This window comes from Pseudovibrio sp. Ad37 (assembly GCF_001623075.1).
Classification (GTDB): Bacteria; Pseudomonadota; Alphaproteobacteria; order Rhizobiales; family Stappiaceae; genus Pseudovibrio.
The window spans coordinates 68182-81684 of sequence record NZ_LMCF01000016.1 but is presented as its reverse complement, the minus strand read 5'-3'; the positions used below and the strand labels follow the sequence as shown (position 1 = coordinate 81684).

The window sequence follows — 13503 nt, the reverse complement described above, 5'->3', positions numbered from 1 at the left end:
CACTTCGTGATTTTCACTGGCACATAGCAACGCAAAATCTCAACATAAACGCTTATTTTTTGCGTTGTAATGGGCGGGTGTTGGATGCCGGACCGTATTTGTTCGGGCCTTTCTCGCTCTTCAGGAAACCAACAATGATTGGAACCAGAAAGTTCAAGAATGGCAAGAAAATTATCAGTGCGACGAAACCGGTGATGCCACGGTCCTGTAGCCGTTTGAACACTAGCATAAGCACCATGAAGTTTGTGAGGAGTATAAATGGGAACAACAGCGGGTTTGCAGCCAGCAAATCGCTGTAAACCTGCGCCAACGTGAGATTTGCTGCATCATTTTCGGTGTAGGTAAGCGAGCTGGCAGAAATATTCGCAACGATGATCATAACACAGGAGATCAACCCAATTGCAAGCCAGTATACGCCTTTAGTGATGCGCCCAAACGGATTGAAAAATAACCACAGAAGGCTCGTTTTTCTTAGATTTTGCTCTGGCATTCTTTGATCACTTAAAGCAGCCGCCTTTCGTCAGACTGGCTGTGCCGCTTTAATCCCTCGTGGTCTCGCGTGTTGTTATCCGTAAACCGTTCCCCACCTTACGGGAATACGCTTTATGAAATTTCAGTTCGCAAGGATGTACGCATATTGTGAGCCGCTTTCAAGAGGGGCATTCCAGCAAGACACAGGTGGCGGGAAAGATCTTTCCCCGTCACTGCATAAAACATCGCATTCAGAGTGGGTTAGCTAACTAGGACCCAACCTTCACAGTATCGAGATATCCGCTCAACGCTTTGGTGCAATTGATGCCCAAGTCCCCTACAGCATATCCACCTTCCATCACAAATAAGGTGGGCTTGCCCAGTTTGGCAATGCGTGCGCCGATTTTTGTGAAATCATCCGTCTTCAGCTTGAACTGAGAAATCGGGTCATTCTCGTAAGGGTCCATGCCCAAAGAGATTATGATGACATCCGGTGCAAACTTCTCGATGGAGCGGCAGGCGTCTTCCATCGCCTCTTCCCACTGAGCCCATGCAGTACCGTGTGGTAGAGGATAATTGTGGTTGTATCCTGCACCCTCTTTCAAGCCCCGTTCATTTGCATGGCCGAGATAATAAGGGAACTCAACCTTCGGGTCTGCATGGATAGAGAGGAACTGCACGTCAGCGCGGTCATAGAAGATTGCCTGAGTGCCGTTGCCGTGGTGGTAGTCCACGTCAAAGATCGTCACCTTGCCAACGCCCTGATCGCGCAGATATTGCGCGGCAATCGCTGCGTTGTTCAGGAAGCAGTAGCCACCATAGAGGCGACGGTGCGCGTGGTGACCCGGAGGACGGCAGAGCGCGAAGGCAGCGTTGTCGCCTGACAGGATCAGTTCTGCCCCTGTCAGAGCGGTTTCCGCACTTTTGCGCGCTGCGACCCATGTGTGCTCGCCCATGGGAGAGCCAGCATCGAACGAGTAAAAACCAAGCTTTCCGTCGATGTGATCGGGCACAATGTCATGTCTGAGGCCATGTACGGGCCAGACGAACGGGAAGACCTCTTCTACTGTGCGCCCCTCTGCCAGCCAAAGCTTCCAGAAATCCTGCAGAAAGGTGACATAATCTGCATCATGTACTTTGAGGATTGGGTCCAGAGAAAACTCATTTGGTGTAAGCACCTCACCGAACTGCGCTTTTTTGAGGTGCGCAAGAACAATTTCGGCACGAGACGGGATCTCATTGGCAGGAATCAACTGCCCATCAGAGATTTCTTTGGTCGGGGCATGCAACAGCTGATCAGGTGAGAAAATGGTCTTCACTGTTATCGTCCTTTACAACAACTGATGTGCTGTCTCTCCTTTGCACATCAGATGAAACGGTACTCGGTTACTTGTAGATAGTGCTCAGTGGGTTGAAGCGTGGAACACGCAAATTCTTCATGGTTTGGACTGTCCGGCCAGCATTGGGGTTCCAGACACAGACCCGCTCTTGGGCCATACATTTTGCCGCCAAAGCCCGGAACCGGGGTATTGAGGGAACTGCCGTCATAGAACTGGATGCCGGGCTCTGTTGACCAGACTTCCATCTTGAGCTCGGTCTCAGGTTCAAACACTACAGCGGATAGCTCAGGCTTTTTCAGACGGAACTGCCTGAGGCAGAAATTGTTATCGAAGCGCGAATCCTGCGCGTCGGCAATCTCGCGCATCTCGCGGAAATCATAGGGTGTTCCTGCAACATCAACGATCTCACCAGTCGGGATCAGCTGATCAGAAACAGGGAGGTAAGAGCGTGCCGGGATCATGATCTGATGCCTGGTAACATCCTCATGATCGCCCAGATTAAAGTAGCTGTGGTGTGCCGGATTCAGCAGGGTTGGCTTGTCCGTGGTGCCGGAAAACTCAATGCGCAGCGTGTTATCTTTGGTCAGGGTATAGCGGCAGGTGATCTGGACAGTGCCCGGATATCCCTCTTCGCCATCCGGAGATTCCAAAGAGAGTAAAACGCTGTCCTCGCTGGCTTCTTCAATGGTCCAGATCCGATGGGCGAAGCCTTTGTGCCCACCGTGCAGGTGATGTCGTCCGCCTTCGTTCACAGAGAGCTGAAATTCTTCAGAGCCAATTGAGAAACAACCGCTTGCGATGCGGTTGGCGCAGCGGCCTGCAGTCGCGCCCATGTGCGGGGAGTGAAGTTCATAGTCGCGCAGATTGTCAAAGCCGAGTGTCAGGTCGCGATCTCCCAGTTGCAGTCTGCGAACTGTGGCGCCATAGGTGAGGATGCTTGCGGTAAGGTTGCCGCCATGCAGTGTCACTTCTTTGACAATTTCCCGGTTTTCCAGTTCACCGAAATCACGAATAGCCACTGCTTTCCCTTTCCATTGCAGACCTGCCTCCCGTCAGGTCATTCATTCCATACCAACCTCCTATGAAACGAGAATTAGTACAAGCAAGACAAAAGGATACCGCCAGTCTAAGAGCAGCAGAAAGCAGGGTTTATTTTTTTGGTTATCTTGGTGCGATCACGAGCTCTTTGTTGCCGAGCGTGATTTTGCCAAGCCTGTTCAACGCAGACATCCCTAAAAGCACCTGTGAGAGCGCTTCATCTTTAAGGATTAGGCTTTTAACGTTGCGTATATGAATTGAACCCAGATAGAGATTTGAAATAGAGGCTGATGCCCCCGATGTGATGCCGTTTGCTGTGCGCACTTCGACAGTGAAATCTTCGTTGCGCACCCTTATGCCAGCCTTACGTGCGATGCTGTAAGGTATGGCGAGCAAACTTGCACCCGTATCAATCAGAGCTGACGTCTTGTGACCATTGATCTTGATGGTCGCCATGAAGTGGCCGTTGGGAGACTTGCGAATTCTGGTGATGCGTTTTGAGGTTTTCTGAGGCTCGTTTACACTCTGAGATTCGTGCACCTCAACGACGCCCAGCAAGCGCTCTTCGAGCACCTTGGGCACGATCAACGCGACACAAATGACGACAACCATGACCCAGATATAACGTTGCACGTGCGCCCCCACATCTTCTGGGCACCACAACATCCCGGTCTTTCGCCGTGTTCAGAGATCACTCAGTGTTTTGCCCATTACTTTTCATAGGTATACAGCCGAGCCGAAGAAAAAGGCAAGAATTCTAATTAAAAACCTAAGATTTCCGGAGATCTACCTAGAACTCAGGTACAGGCGATTGCCGCAGCAAATTCTGACAGTCGAGTTCGGTTGAGGCGACCATTCACGCGTACGCCGCTGCAAACATCTACGCCGTAGGGTTTTACAGTCTCAACTGCTTCGATGATGTTCTGAGGGGTCAGCCCACCGGCAAGGAATACCGGAATATCGAGCTTCTCGACAATATGGCGGCTTAGATCCCAGTTGTGCGTTCGGCCTGTTCCGCCGAGTTCGTTTTCTGAAGGGCGGCCTGAATCGAGCAGAACCGCATCTGCAACGCGGCTATATTCCTGCGCGATTTCAAAGGAGTACTCGTCTTCGACATGAACAACTTGCACGATGCGTGTGCAGGCAGGCAGGTCCAAGCGTAGTTCCTGATATTCGCCTGGGTCAATTGGTTTGACAATTTGAACCGTGTTGGTGCCGCAGGTGAGCACATGTTCGACGATGTCTTTTGCAGTGGTACGTGATGTGAGGAGCCAGGTTGCTACAGCTGGTGGGATTTGCCGGGCAATATTGAGAATGAGGTCATCTTCGATCACACCGGGACCGGACGGCATGTGGGCAACAAGGCCGACAGCATCGGCGCCGCAAGCAACAGCGGTGGCTGCTTCACCCGATGTTGAAATACAGCAAACCTTCAAACGGGTACGAGCTTTATTAGGCATTCCATCATCCCCTTGCGCGCATGACCTTACAACACGGTCTACACCTCATAAAGGACGAATACACAGTTTTGAGATGCGTATCGTCTCCGGTATTTCTGTCTGTATTTCTTGAGGATGCCTTCAAGAAAAAAGCGCCAGACCTGATGCCTGACGCTTCTAAACCAAGAAAGTTTATTTTGTACCGTACATCCGGTCACCAGCATCACCGAGACCCGGGATGATGTAGCCCTTTTCGTTGAGCTTTTCATCGATGGAGGCGGTGTAGATTGGCACGTCAGGATGTGCTTCGTTGAAGCGCGCAACACCTTCAGGAGCAGCCAGCAAGCAAACGAACACCATGTTCTTTGCGCCGCGCTTCTTCAGGCGGTCTACAGCAGAAATCGCAGAGTTTGCAGTTGCCAGCATTGGGTCAACAACGATCACCAGACGCTCTTCCAGCTCCTGAGGCGCTTTGAAGTAGTATTCAACGGCTTCAAGGGTCTTAGGATCGCGGTAGAGACCGATATGCGCAACGCGCGCAGACGGGATCAGCTCAAGCATGCCTTCCAGCAGGCCGTTACCAGCACGCAGGATGGAGGCGAAGCAAAGCTTTTTACCAGCCAGAACCGGTGCATCCATTTCAGCAACTGGTGTCTCGATGGACTGGGTGGTCATCTTCAGGTCGCGTGTTACTTCGTAGCACAGCAACAAAGAGATTTCGCGCAGCAAGCGGCGGAAGTCCTGCGTCGGGGTTGTTTTTCTCCGCATGTGGGTCAGCTTATGCTGGACCAGCGGGTGTGCGATTACGGTTGCGCCGGACATCGTGTTCCTCTTTTTCAACCCAGTCGGGTCTTTTATATGCAGCTGCCTTTTGTCAGCATGTACATGGCAGTGCGTGTCTTAGTTAGGCACCTGATATTCTCAGGTGCAATTGACGAAAGGTTATAGATCAAAAAACGGTTCCATCACTGATAATCATCAGGGGTGGAGATCCATCACCTCGTTTTTCAAGGGCAATTTGTCGTCCTGCAGCCCAAGACCCACCTTCCAGCACACATGCCAGTGGAAGCTGGTCCCGGGAGACAGACAAATCTGCCCGAATCCAATCCGCGAGCTTATCGAGAAGAGCGATCGTGAGCGCTCTCCATTCAACAACCAGCTCGCTGCTTACTTCGTGTTTGTTCAGGAACTGCTTTTGATCTTTCAGGCGCAGCACGCCCGTGTCCAAAAACAATCCGCCATTGCGATGCTCAGCAAGGCCAGTCAAACCATCAATGTTTGTCATCTCAATACCAGCCCACGACAGAGGTTCAACTAAAGAATAAGCAATCCATTGAGAAAGTTTGTGAAGAGGGACAAGATTGGTGGTTTTGTCCTGAGTTGTGACTTTGGAATGACGCCATGTGTCCCCGAGGATCACACCGTCAATCTGCTCACGATTGGGCCAGATCGGCCCTAATCCGTCCAGAACCAGCTCCAGAATACGTTCTGCATCCAGAGGGCCCTTTTGCCCTTCCTCATAGAGGATATCAAAGAGACCGCCCGGACGTGGCTCATCTTCTTTACCAAACAGATCATCACGAAGAGAAACAGCCTCTCCCAGACGGTTCAGCAAAGACAGTCGCCCATCCAGCCCGATGAGCTGGTTCTTCTCTGTGATTTGTAAGCCTTCTGCGAGTTCATCCTTGTCCAGACGGAACAAGGTGATGGCATCTGCCCTGAGTGGGTCCAGCGGCTCGTGAGAAAAGAAGCCAGCCGAGAACATGGCCAGTGAACCGATCGCCAATCCCTCAGAATGATTGAAGGTCTCATTGGTGATTGCTTCGCGATACGTCCAGTGTTCACCAGCAGCGGCATCAAGCAGCGCTGAAACAATTGCCAGATCGCAGGCTGCACGGCCCATGCCCTGCACATCAGAAAAGCGTCGTGCACCAGCCAGCATGCCCCAGCGGTCTATGCCACCGGTCTCAAACTGGCGCCAGCGGGCATGAAACGGAATTTGCCGGTCTGGATAGGTGTTGTCGGTCGCAGCGAGTGTTCTGCGGGCAGCTTCTGCAAGGTGAGACAGATCAACAGCAAAATGCTCAAGTTCGCCCTGCAATCCCAGCTCCAAAAGCATATGTGAGCGTTCACGTACTGCTTTTGCGTTGAGCAAGGACAAAGCCTGCGATGCTTGCATCTCCATCTTCGTCGGTTCCTATCGTTTTGCCTGGTGAGGCCTGTAAAGCACTCGTATTTCTGGTTTGCCGGAATCGGCCTTATGCAACGTCTGCCCCGAAGCCTAAAATGCCCCAGTGATCTACGCTATAAAGCCCGCACCTTTTTATGAAGGTACGGGCTTTTTGCAATCTATGCTCTGAGGTTTTGAGCATAAGAAACCCGGCTATGCCAGTTTTCCTGCTTATGCACACTCAACTCAAGCAAAAACTCATGCTTCTTCAGTTAAAGTGTCCAAACGCTTTAGAAGAACAGCACGGGTTTCCTCATCAACAAACGCTGCTTCCAGCGCATTCTTTGTGATGGATTTCTGGATGTCACGCGTCCAGCCAAACACACGAGATGTTTCAACATACTCATGGCCAAGCGTTGTGTGAAAGAATGGCGGATCATCGGAATTGAGGGTGATACGCACACCTGCCTGACGCAGCATGTTTACCGGGTGGAAGCGCAGGTTTGAGTAGACACCGAGCGCAATGTTGGAATGTGGGCATACCTCGAGGGTAATTTCCTCATCTACCAGACGTTGAACCAGAGCGTCGTCTTCTACGGCACGCACACCGTGACCAATACGAGTGATCTTCAGGTAATCCAGTGCATCACGCACGCTTTCAGCACCACCGAACTCACCAGCATGGGCTGTGAGGCCGAGACCAGCTTCGCGGGCCATAGCGAAGGCTTTTTCGAAGTCCTTTGCCGGGCCGATGCGCTCGTCACCTGCCAGACCGAAACCCGTCACCATTGGGTGTGGATTGTCGATGACGGCCTTGACTGCACCTTCAACGGACTCAGCGCCTTCATGACGCACGCCGAGTGGAACCAGACGGCCTTCGATGCCTGTGTCTGCTTTCGCGCGTTCCAGACCGGCTATGAGGCCTTCCAGATAAGAGTTGTAGCTCAGGCCTGCTTTGATTGCATGATCAGGAGAGATAAACACCTCCGCATAGATCACGCCTTCAGCTGCCAGCATCTTGTAGTAGGTTTCAGCCAGTTCTGCATAGTCGCCCGGGCGGCGGAACAGAGATGCTGCAACATCGTACTGCTGAATAAAGGTGGTAAAGTCATGCCAGCTGTAGGCTCCGTTGGTGTCGAACAGATCACCCAGATCTACATCATAGCGTTGAGCCAGCTTTCTTACGAGCGTTGGAGGTGCTGCACCTTCAATGTGGCAGTGCAGTTCGGCACGTGGCACCACGTTCTGCTTTGGTCTCATTTCTTAAAATCCGTGCATTGGCTTGTCTTTAGCCCGAGTAATCCAGTTGTCATCCGACCATTTTGCGGTTCCATCTACCATATGTACAGCATAGGCATGACGGGACTTATCAGAGCGGTTCGGAGCAGATTTGTGCGGCACAAGTCCGTGAAGGATAACAAGGGTCCCTTTGGGGGCAACAAGTGGCGCCGCATCATCTGCAGATTTTTCGAGTGGGGTTTCGTCTAGGGTCTCCATCACAAGGCCTTCGCCATTGTAATGGAAGCGTTTGCGAAGCGGTCCTTGATGACCACCTGGAACGCCATACAAACCACCGTTGGTTTCATCCGCATCTTCCAAAGCGAACCAGAAGCCTGTGCAGGTCAACGGCGCTGTGTGGAGGAATGTGGAGTCTTGATGGTTGTTTACTTCTCCGCCGATGTGAGGCGGTTTGAAGATGTACATGGATTGAGCGAGCAGTGGCTCTGTCAGTCCGATATCTTTGGCCACGCGTTCCATTTTAGGGGAGCGTGAAAACTGTTCAAACACAGGGTCATAGTCATGCAGGGCATGGCCGACTTTGTTCAGTGCCTGATGTTTGTCTTTGGTCAGAGCACCATTTTCGTCAAATGCTTCTGCCTCGAAGAAGAAACGGATTTTATCACCGCTTTCACGGAAATAAGCGTCCTTCGCATGCGTCTGCGCATTGGTCTCGAACACGGACGCGACTGTTGACGGGTCAAACTCGTCAATCAGGTGAGCCATGCGTGCTTTCAACTGATCGCACTCTTCCGGCGATGCAAATCCTTCAAGAACGAGGAAGCCATCCTCTTCGAACGCCTGCTTCATCTCAGGCGTTAAGCTTCCATCTTGCTGTGCAGTAAACGTGCGAGCCTGCATGCTGCATTCCCCTCTCATGTAACACGACGGATGCCTCTCCCAGCATCCTCAGAGCATGCCGCGTTCCTTTAAAGTCACGCATCATGCTCCAACATTTTTATTGGAGTGAATTCTTGCCGTTTGATTGTGTCCAAACAAACGGAACGCACTCTAACAATTGCAAATCATAGGCAATTCAGAAATATATCGCGGTACACTAAACCGGGCAAACAATGCTTGCCCGGCTTATTTTCAAAATTTCCTACTGGATCTACAGAAAACTATTTCCGTTTTCGCCAGTTGAAATTCCAAGATGTTTGGCAACGGACTCGCCCATATCAGCGAAAGTCGGGCGTTTTCCGATGTTGGAACCCTTCTCGCCTTTCACCAGAGCCAGTACAGGAACATGCTCACGTGTGTGGTCTGTGCCTTTCCAGGTTGGGTCACAACCGTGGTCGGCAGTCAGAATGAGCAGGTCGCCGTCGTTCATCTTTTCGATCATCTCTGGCAGGCGCTTGTCGAAGTGTTCCAGAGCTGCGGCATAACCCGGCACGTCACGGCGGTGACCGTAGAGCATGTCGAAGTCAACGAAGTTGGAGAACACAAGGTCTCCGTCTTTCGCCAGATCCATTGCTTCCAACGTGCGGTCAAAGAGCTGATCGTTGCCAGCACCCTTCAGCAGTTTGGTGATGCCTTGCGCTGCGTAGATGTCGGAGATCTTACCGACTGCAATCACCTGACGGCCAGCATCTTCCAGACGGTCCAGAACAGTTGGAGCCGGTGGCAGAACAGAGTAGTCGCGACGGTTTGAAGTCCGCTCGAAGCCAGCTTCAGCAGACCCCTCAAACGGGCGGGCAATCACACGACCGATGTTGTATTCGTCTACCAGCGTGCGGCATTTCACGCAGAGATCCAGCAGGCGCTCAAGGCCAAAGCTCTCTTCGTGGGCAGCGATCTGAAGAACACTGTCAGCAGAGGTGTAGATGATTGGCTTGCCGGTTTTGACGTGCTCTTCACCGAATTCCTCGATGACAACAGTGCCAGAACCATGCGTCAGACACAGAACGCCCGGCAGTTCACCAACTTCGATGATCTTTTCGATCAGTTCAGCAGGGAATGACGGGTTCTCATCCGGGAAGTAGCCCCAGTCGAATGTGACTGGTACGCCAGCAATTTCCCAGTGACCGGATGGCGTGTCTTTGCCGTTGGAAACTTCAGCAGCAAAACCCCAATGGGATTCTGGCGTGCCGGAGAAATCCAGACCTTTAATGTCTTTACCAGTGGATGCACGAGCGGCAGCACCCAGTCCAAGACGATCCATGTTTGGCAAGGAGAGAGGACCGCTGCGCAGACCTTCTTTATCGCCTTTACCTTCTGCACATGCATCGGCAATGTGACCAAGGGTGTCGGAGCCGACATCGCCAAACTTGTCAGCATCGTCGGCTGCGCCGATACCGAAGCTGTCGAGTACACACATAATTGCGCGTGGCATTCGCGTTTCCTTAGTTTTTGGAGGACAGCTCTCAATCAGATAATTGTCTGCTCAAAAGAGGTGAGAGGCTGTCCTGCCAGTTAATTATTGCTGCGCAGATTAAGGCGCAATACGGTCACGGATCGTGTCGAACTCTTTAACGTCCGCTGCAGAACCGAAGGTGTAAGCATCACGCAGAACTTTCTCTGCACGCTCTACCTGATCTTCGGTGTGTGCGTGGATGACGGCGATTGGAGTTTCGCTGTCTACGGACGTGCCAACACCAGCGATGTCTGTGAGACCAACAGCAGGATCGATTTCGTCCGCTGCGGCACGACGACCACCACCAAGTTCAACAACTGCGAGACCAACTGCACGTGCATCAACACCAGTCACCAAAGATGCTTCTGGCACATGAATTGCGCGCTGGATCGGAGCCTTTGCAAGGTATGCTTCTGGCTTCTCCATGAAGTCGTTTGGACCGCCGAGTTCGCCGACCATCTTGCCGAAGAGTTCAGCTGCCTTACCAGAGGTGAAGGCTTCTTCCATCTTCTTCTTACCGTCATCAACGCTGTCAGCAAGACCTGAGTTGGCAAGACCTTCTGCACCAATTGCAACGGTCACATCCCACAGACGATTGTCAACGTGGGTGCCTTTCAGGAAGTCTACAGCGTTCTGAACTTCGATCGCGTTACCAGCTGCAGATGCCAGAGACTCGTTCATATCTGTGAGCAATGCGGTGGTTTTAAGACCCGCACCGTTTGCAACAAGAACGAGACTTTCAGCCAGAGCTTTCGCGTCTTCGTAGTTCGCCATGAATGCGCCGGTGCCCCACTTAACATCGAGAACCAGAGTTTCAAGGCCAGCCGCCAGCTTCTTGGACAGGATGGACGCGGTGATGAGATCAATGCTCTCAACAGTCGCGGTCACGTCACGAATACCGTAAAAGCGCTTGTCAGCAGGTGCGAGGTCGCCAGTCTGGCCGATGATCGCACAACCAACTTCACGAACAACCTTGCGGAACAGTTCGTTGGATGGTTTTGCGGAGTAGCCCGGAATGGTTTCCAGCTTGTCCAGAGTACCGCCGGTGTGGCCGAGGCCGCGACCGGAGATCATTGGAACAGCAGCACCGTTTGCAGCAAGTGCAGGCGCAAGCATCAGAGAAACGTTGTCGCCAACACCACCCGTAGAGTGCTTGTCAACGACCGGCGCACCGATGTCGGACCAGTCAAGAACGTCACCGCTGTCACGCATGCCGAGTGTCAGTGCAACACGCTCGTCAACACTGAGACCCTGAAAGAACACGGCCATTGCCAGAGCAGCAACCTGTCCTTCGGTTACGCTGTTATCAGTGATGCCCTTTACAAAGAACTGAATTTCTTCAGCTGTCAGGACTTCGCCTTCACGTTTCTTACGAACGATTTCTTGAGGAAGCATATCAGTAGGTCTCTTTAGTGTCGTTATCACGGCCTTCGATGCCAGCGAGCACTGCATCAAGCAGGCCACTTGCGCCGAAACGGAACGTTGCTGAGGATACCCAGTTGCTGCCCATCAAGTCGTCAGCCAGTTTCAGGTATTCAGCTGCTTCTTCTAAAGTGCGCACACCACCAGCTGGCTTGAAGCCAACAACACGGTGATCTTCCTTGGAAGTTTCACGCAGTACGTTGAGCATGATTTCCGCAGCTTCGAGAGTTGCGTTGACTTCTACTTTACCTGTTGAGGTTTTGATGAAGTCTGCGCCTTGTGCAATTGCAATTTCAGAAGCCAGGTGGATCAGACGAGGATCCTTCAGCTCACCGGTTTCAAGGATAACCTTGAGCTGTGCTGGAGCAGGAATTGCACCACGAACCTGTTTGATCTGATCTTCAGCGAAACCACGGCGGCCTTCTGCGAATGCGCGATATGGCATGACGAGATCAACTTCGTCCGCGCCGTCAGCAACAGCCTTTTTGGTTTCTTCGATCACTGCTGCAGTGTCTTCACCGCCAGCAGGGAAGTTCACAACAGTCGCGATGCGAACTGGAGAGTTCTTCAGAAGCTCAGCAGCCTGCTTTACAAAGCGAGGCCAGATGCAGATGGCTGCAGTGTGACCGTAAGGTGTAGTTGAGCGCTCAATAAGTGCTGCTACATCTTCTGCGGTGCAGTCATCATTCAGGTTGGTTAGATCGATAAGTCCTAGAGCACGCTTTGCTATTTCTTTTGTTGATGCTTCGGTCATTTTGCCAGTTTCCTTCAAGCCATGTTTTTGAGGAAGGCACGCAAAATCTTTTTGATCTTGGCCGCTCCGAGCGGGGCCATTTCCTTGGTTTCATCATGAGAGAGGCCGTGGGCTTGTAGGCCAGCTCCCATATTGGTGATGGTGGAGATTGCTGCGACGCGCATGCCGAGGAAGCGAGACATAATCACTTCCGGTACGGTGGACATGCCAACGGCATCAGCACCGAGCACCTGAGACATGCGAATTTCTGCCGGTGTCTCGAAAGACGGGCCGGAGAACCACATGTAGACGCCCTCTTCGAGGTCTTCACCTGTTTCAGCAGCTGCTTTTTTGAGCTGCTCACGAAGCTCTGGATCGTATGCGGCGGAAAGATCGAGGAAACGGCTCTCATCTTCTTCGCCGATGAGCGGGTTCAGACCAGACCAGTTGATGTGGTCATTGATCAGCATTGGAGAACCCGGCTTGATGTTTTCACGCAGGGAGCCTGCAGCGTTGGTTGCAACGATTGTGTCACAGCCAAGCTCTTTGAGGGTCTCAAGCGGAGTGCGCATCACGGATGGGTTGCCGCTCTCATAGTAGTGTGCACGGCCGGACAGAATAACAACCGGGACACCTTCCAGAGTGCCTGCAACCAGCTCACTTGCGTGCGCGGTAACAGAAGAAACAGGGAAACCAGTGAGACGGTTGTAAGACACGCGAACCGCGTCTTCCACTTCCTCAGCCAGAGAGCCAAGACCAGAACCGAGGATCATCCCAACTTTATAATCACCAGGGCGAGCAGCGCGTACAATTTCCGCTGATTCCTTACCAAATCCGCTCATAATCAATCCTCAATCTGTTCATTCAATTCAAAGCCAGCAGGCAGCAGTTCTTCCATGGTGAAGGTTTTACGCAGACCTTCGAGGTTGGCTACATGGATCTTGATCTGCTTGTTGCTTGCAAATTCAGAAAGTTTTTGACGACACCCACCGCATGGTGTGCAAAGCGCGGCGTCTGCCAGCACTACAACTTCGTTGATCTTGGTGGAGCCACCGCGGATCATTGCCGCGATTGCTCCGCCTTCAGCACAGGTGCCTTCCGGGTAGGCGCCGTTTTCGACGTTACACCCTGAGACGACTTTGCCATCAGAGGTGAGCAATGCAGCGCCCACCTTGAAATTGGAGTATGGCGCATAGGCGGTTTCTCGTGCCGCCTTTGCTTCTTCAAAAAGCTTGTCAAATGCGCTCATTATTATTGTC

At 52.2% G+C, this 13503-nt stretch carries 14 protein-coding genes; all 14 read right to left on the bottom strand.

Features of this window, described 5'->3' with window-relative positions; translation table 11 throughout:
• Positions 1–52: 52 nt before the first annotated feature.
• On the bottom strand, positions 53–490 hold the full coding sequence (locus PsAD37_RS04730; RefSeq protein WP_063295152.1) for a DUF805 domain-containing protein: 438 nt from the start codon (positions 488–490) through the stop codon (positions 53–55).
• 250 nt (positions 491–740) lie between these two features.
• Positions 741–1790, bottom strand: a complete 1050-nt coding sequence (locus PsAD37_RS04725; RefSeq protein ID WP_063295151.1) for a histone deacetylase family protein — start codon at positions 1788–1790, stop codon at positions 741–743.
• Between the two features lie 47 nt (positions 1791–1837).
• On the bottom strand, positions 1838–2830 hold the full coding sequence (locus PsAD37_RS04720) for an aldose epimerase family protein (RefSeq protein ID WP_057464178.1): 993 nt from the start codon (positions 2828–2830) through the stop codon (positions 1838–1840).
• Positions 2831–2972: 142 nt separating this feature from the next.
• The gene (locus tag PsAD37_RS04715) at positions 2973–3482 is read right to left on the bottom strand and encodes a TIGR02281 family clan AA aspartic protease (protein WP_208981677.1); all 510 of its coding nucleotides are present in this window, start codon (positions 3480–3482) and stop codon (positions 2973–2975) included.
• Between the two features lie 164 nt (positions 3483–3646).
• Positions 3647–4309 carry a phosphoribosylanthranilate isomerase gene (locus PsAD37_RS04710; protein WP_063295150.1) on the bottom strand — a complete coding sequence of 221 codons (663 nt, stop codon included), beginning with the start codon at positions 4307–4309 and terminating at the stop codon, positions 3647–3649.
• Positions 4310–4480: 171 nt separating this feature from the next.
• Positions 4481–5110, bottom strand: coding sequence for a uracil phosphoribosyltransferase (upp, locus tag PsAD37_RS04705; protein ID WP_057464180.1), 630 nt, complete (start codon positions 5108–5110; stop codon positions 4481–4483).
• Positions 5111–5237: 127 nt separating this feature from the next.
• Positions 5238–6473, bottom strand: coding sequence for a DUF1688 family protein (locus tag PsAD37_RS04700; protein WP_063295149.1), 1236 nt, complete (start codon positions 6471–6473; stop codon positions 5238–5240).
• Between the two features lie 243 nt (positions 6474–6716).
• Positions 6717–7718 (bottom strand): adenosine deaminase, encoded by a 1002-nt coding sequence (locus PsAD37_RS04695; RefSeq protein ID WP_063286758.1) that lies wholly within the window; start codon positions 7716–7718, stop codon positions 6717–6719.
• Between the two features lie 3 nt (positions 7719–7721).
• Complete coding sequence (locus tag PsAD37_RS04690) at positions 7722–8597, bottom strand: phytanoyl-CoA dioxygenase family protein (RefSeq protein ID WP_063295148.1); 876 nt, start codon at positions 8595–8597, stop codon at positions 7722–7724.
• Positions 8598–8847: 250 nt separating this feature from the next.
• Positions 8848–10068, bottom strand: coding sequence for a phosphopentomutase (locus PsAD37_RS04685; RefSeq protein WP_063286756.1), 1221 nt, complete (start codon positions 10066–10068; stop codon positions 8848–8850).
• A 99-nt stretch (positions 10069–10167) separates the two neighbouring features.
• Positions 10168–11484 (bottom strand): thymidine phosphorylase, encoded by a 1317-nt coding sequence (gene deoA / locus PsAD37_RS04680; protein WP_057464185.1) that lies wholly within the window; start codon positions 11482–11484, stop codon positions 10168–10170.
• Between the two features lies 1 nt (position 11485).
• Positions 11486–12265: a deoxyribose-phosphate aldolase gene (gene deoC / locus PsAD37_RS04675; RefSeq protein ID WP_063295217.1), complete on the bottom strand. Its 780-nt coding sequence runs from the start codon at positions 12263–12265 to the stop codon at positions 11486–11488.
• Between the two features lie 14 nt (positions 12266–12279).
• Positions 12280–13086, bottom strand: a complete 807-nt coding sequence (locus PsAD37_RS04670; RefSeq protein ID WP_063295147.1) for a purine-nucleoside phosphorylase — start codon at positions 13084–13086, stop codon at positions 12280–12282.
• A gap of 2 nt (positions 13087–13088) precedes the next feature.
• Positions 13089–13493 carry a cytidine deaminase gene (gene cdd, locus PsAD37_RS04665; protein WP_063291339.1) on the bottom strand — a complete coding sequence of 135 codons (405 nt, stop codon included), beginning with the start codon at positions 13491–13493 and terminating at the stop codon, positions 13089–13091.
• Positions 13494–13503: the final 10 nt, after the last annotated feature.

Coding starts and splice junctions, on each gene's coding strand:
- cdd (WP_063291339.1), bottom strand. CDS start 13,493: ATGAGCGCATTTGACAAGCTTTTTGAAGAAGCAAAGGCGGCACGAGAA.
- PsAD37_RS04730 (WP_063295152.1), bottom strand. CDS start 490: ATGCCAGAGCAAAATCTAAGAAAAACGAGCCTTCTGTGGTTATTTTTC.
- PsAD37_RS04685 (WP_063286756.1), bottom strand. CDS start 10,068: ATGCCACGCGCAATTATGTGTGTACTCGACAGCTTCGGTATCGGCGCA.
- PsAD37_RS04670 (WP_063295147.1), bottom strand. CDS start 13,086: ATGAGCGGATTTGGTAAGGAATCAGCGGAAATTGTACGCGCTGCTCGC.
- deoA (WP_057464185.1), bottom strand. CDS start 11,484: ATGCTTCCTCAAGAAATCGTTCGTAAGAAACGTGAAGGCGAAGTCCTG.
- PsAD37_RS04690 (WP_063295148.1), bottom strand. CDS start 8,597: ATGCAGGCTCGCACGTTTACTGCACAGCAAGATGGAAGCTTAACGCCT.
- PsAD37_RS04700 (WP_063295149.1), bottom strand. CDS start 6,473: ATGGAGATGCAAGCATCGCAGGCTTTGTCCTTGCTCAACGCAAAAGCA.
- PsAD37_RS04695 (WP_063286758.1), bottom strand. CDS start 7,718: ATGAGACCAAAGCAGAACGTGGTGCCACGTGCCGAACTGCACTGCCAC.
- deoC (WP_063295217.1), bottom strand. CDS start 12,265: ATGACCGAAGCATCAACAAAAGAAATAGCAAAGCGTGCTCTAGGACTT.
- PsAD37_RS04710 (WP_063295150.1), bottom strand. CDS start 4,309: ATGCCTAATAAAGCTCGTACCCGTTTGAAGGTTTGCTGTATTTCAACA.
- upp (WP_057464180.1), bottom strand. CDS start 5,110: ATGTCCGGCGCAACCGTAATCGCACACCCGCTGGTCCAGCATAAGCTG.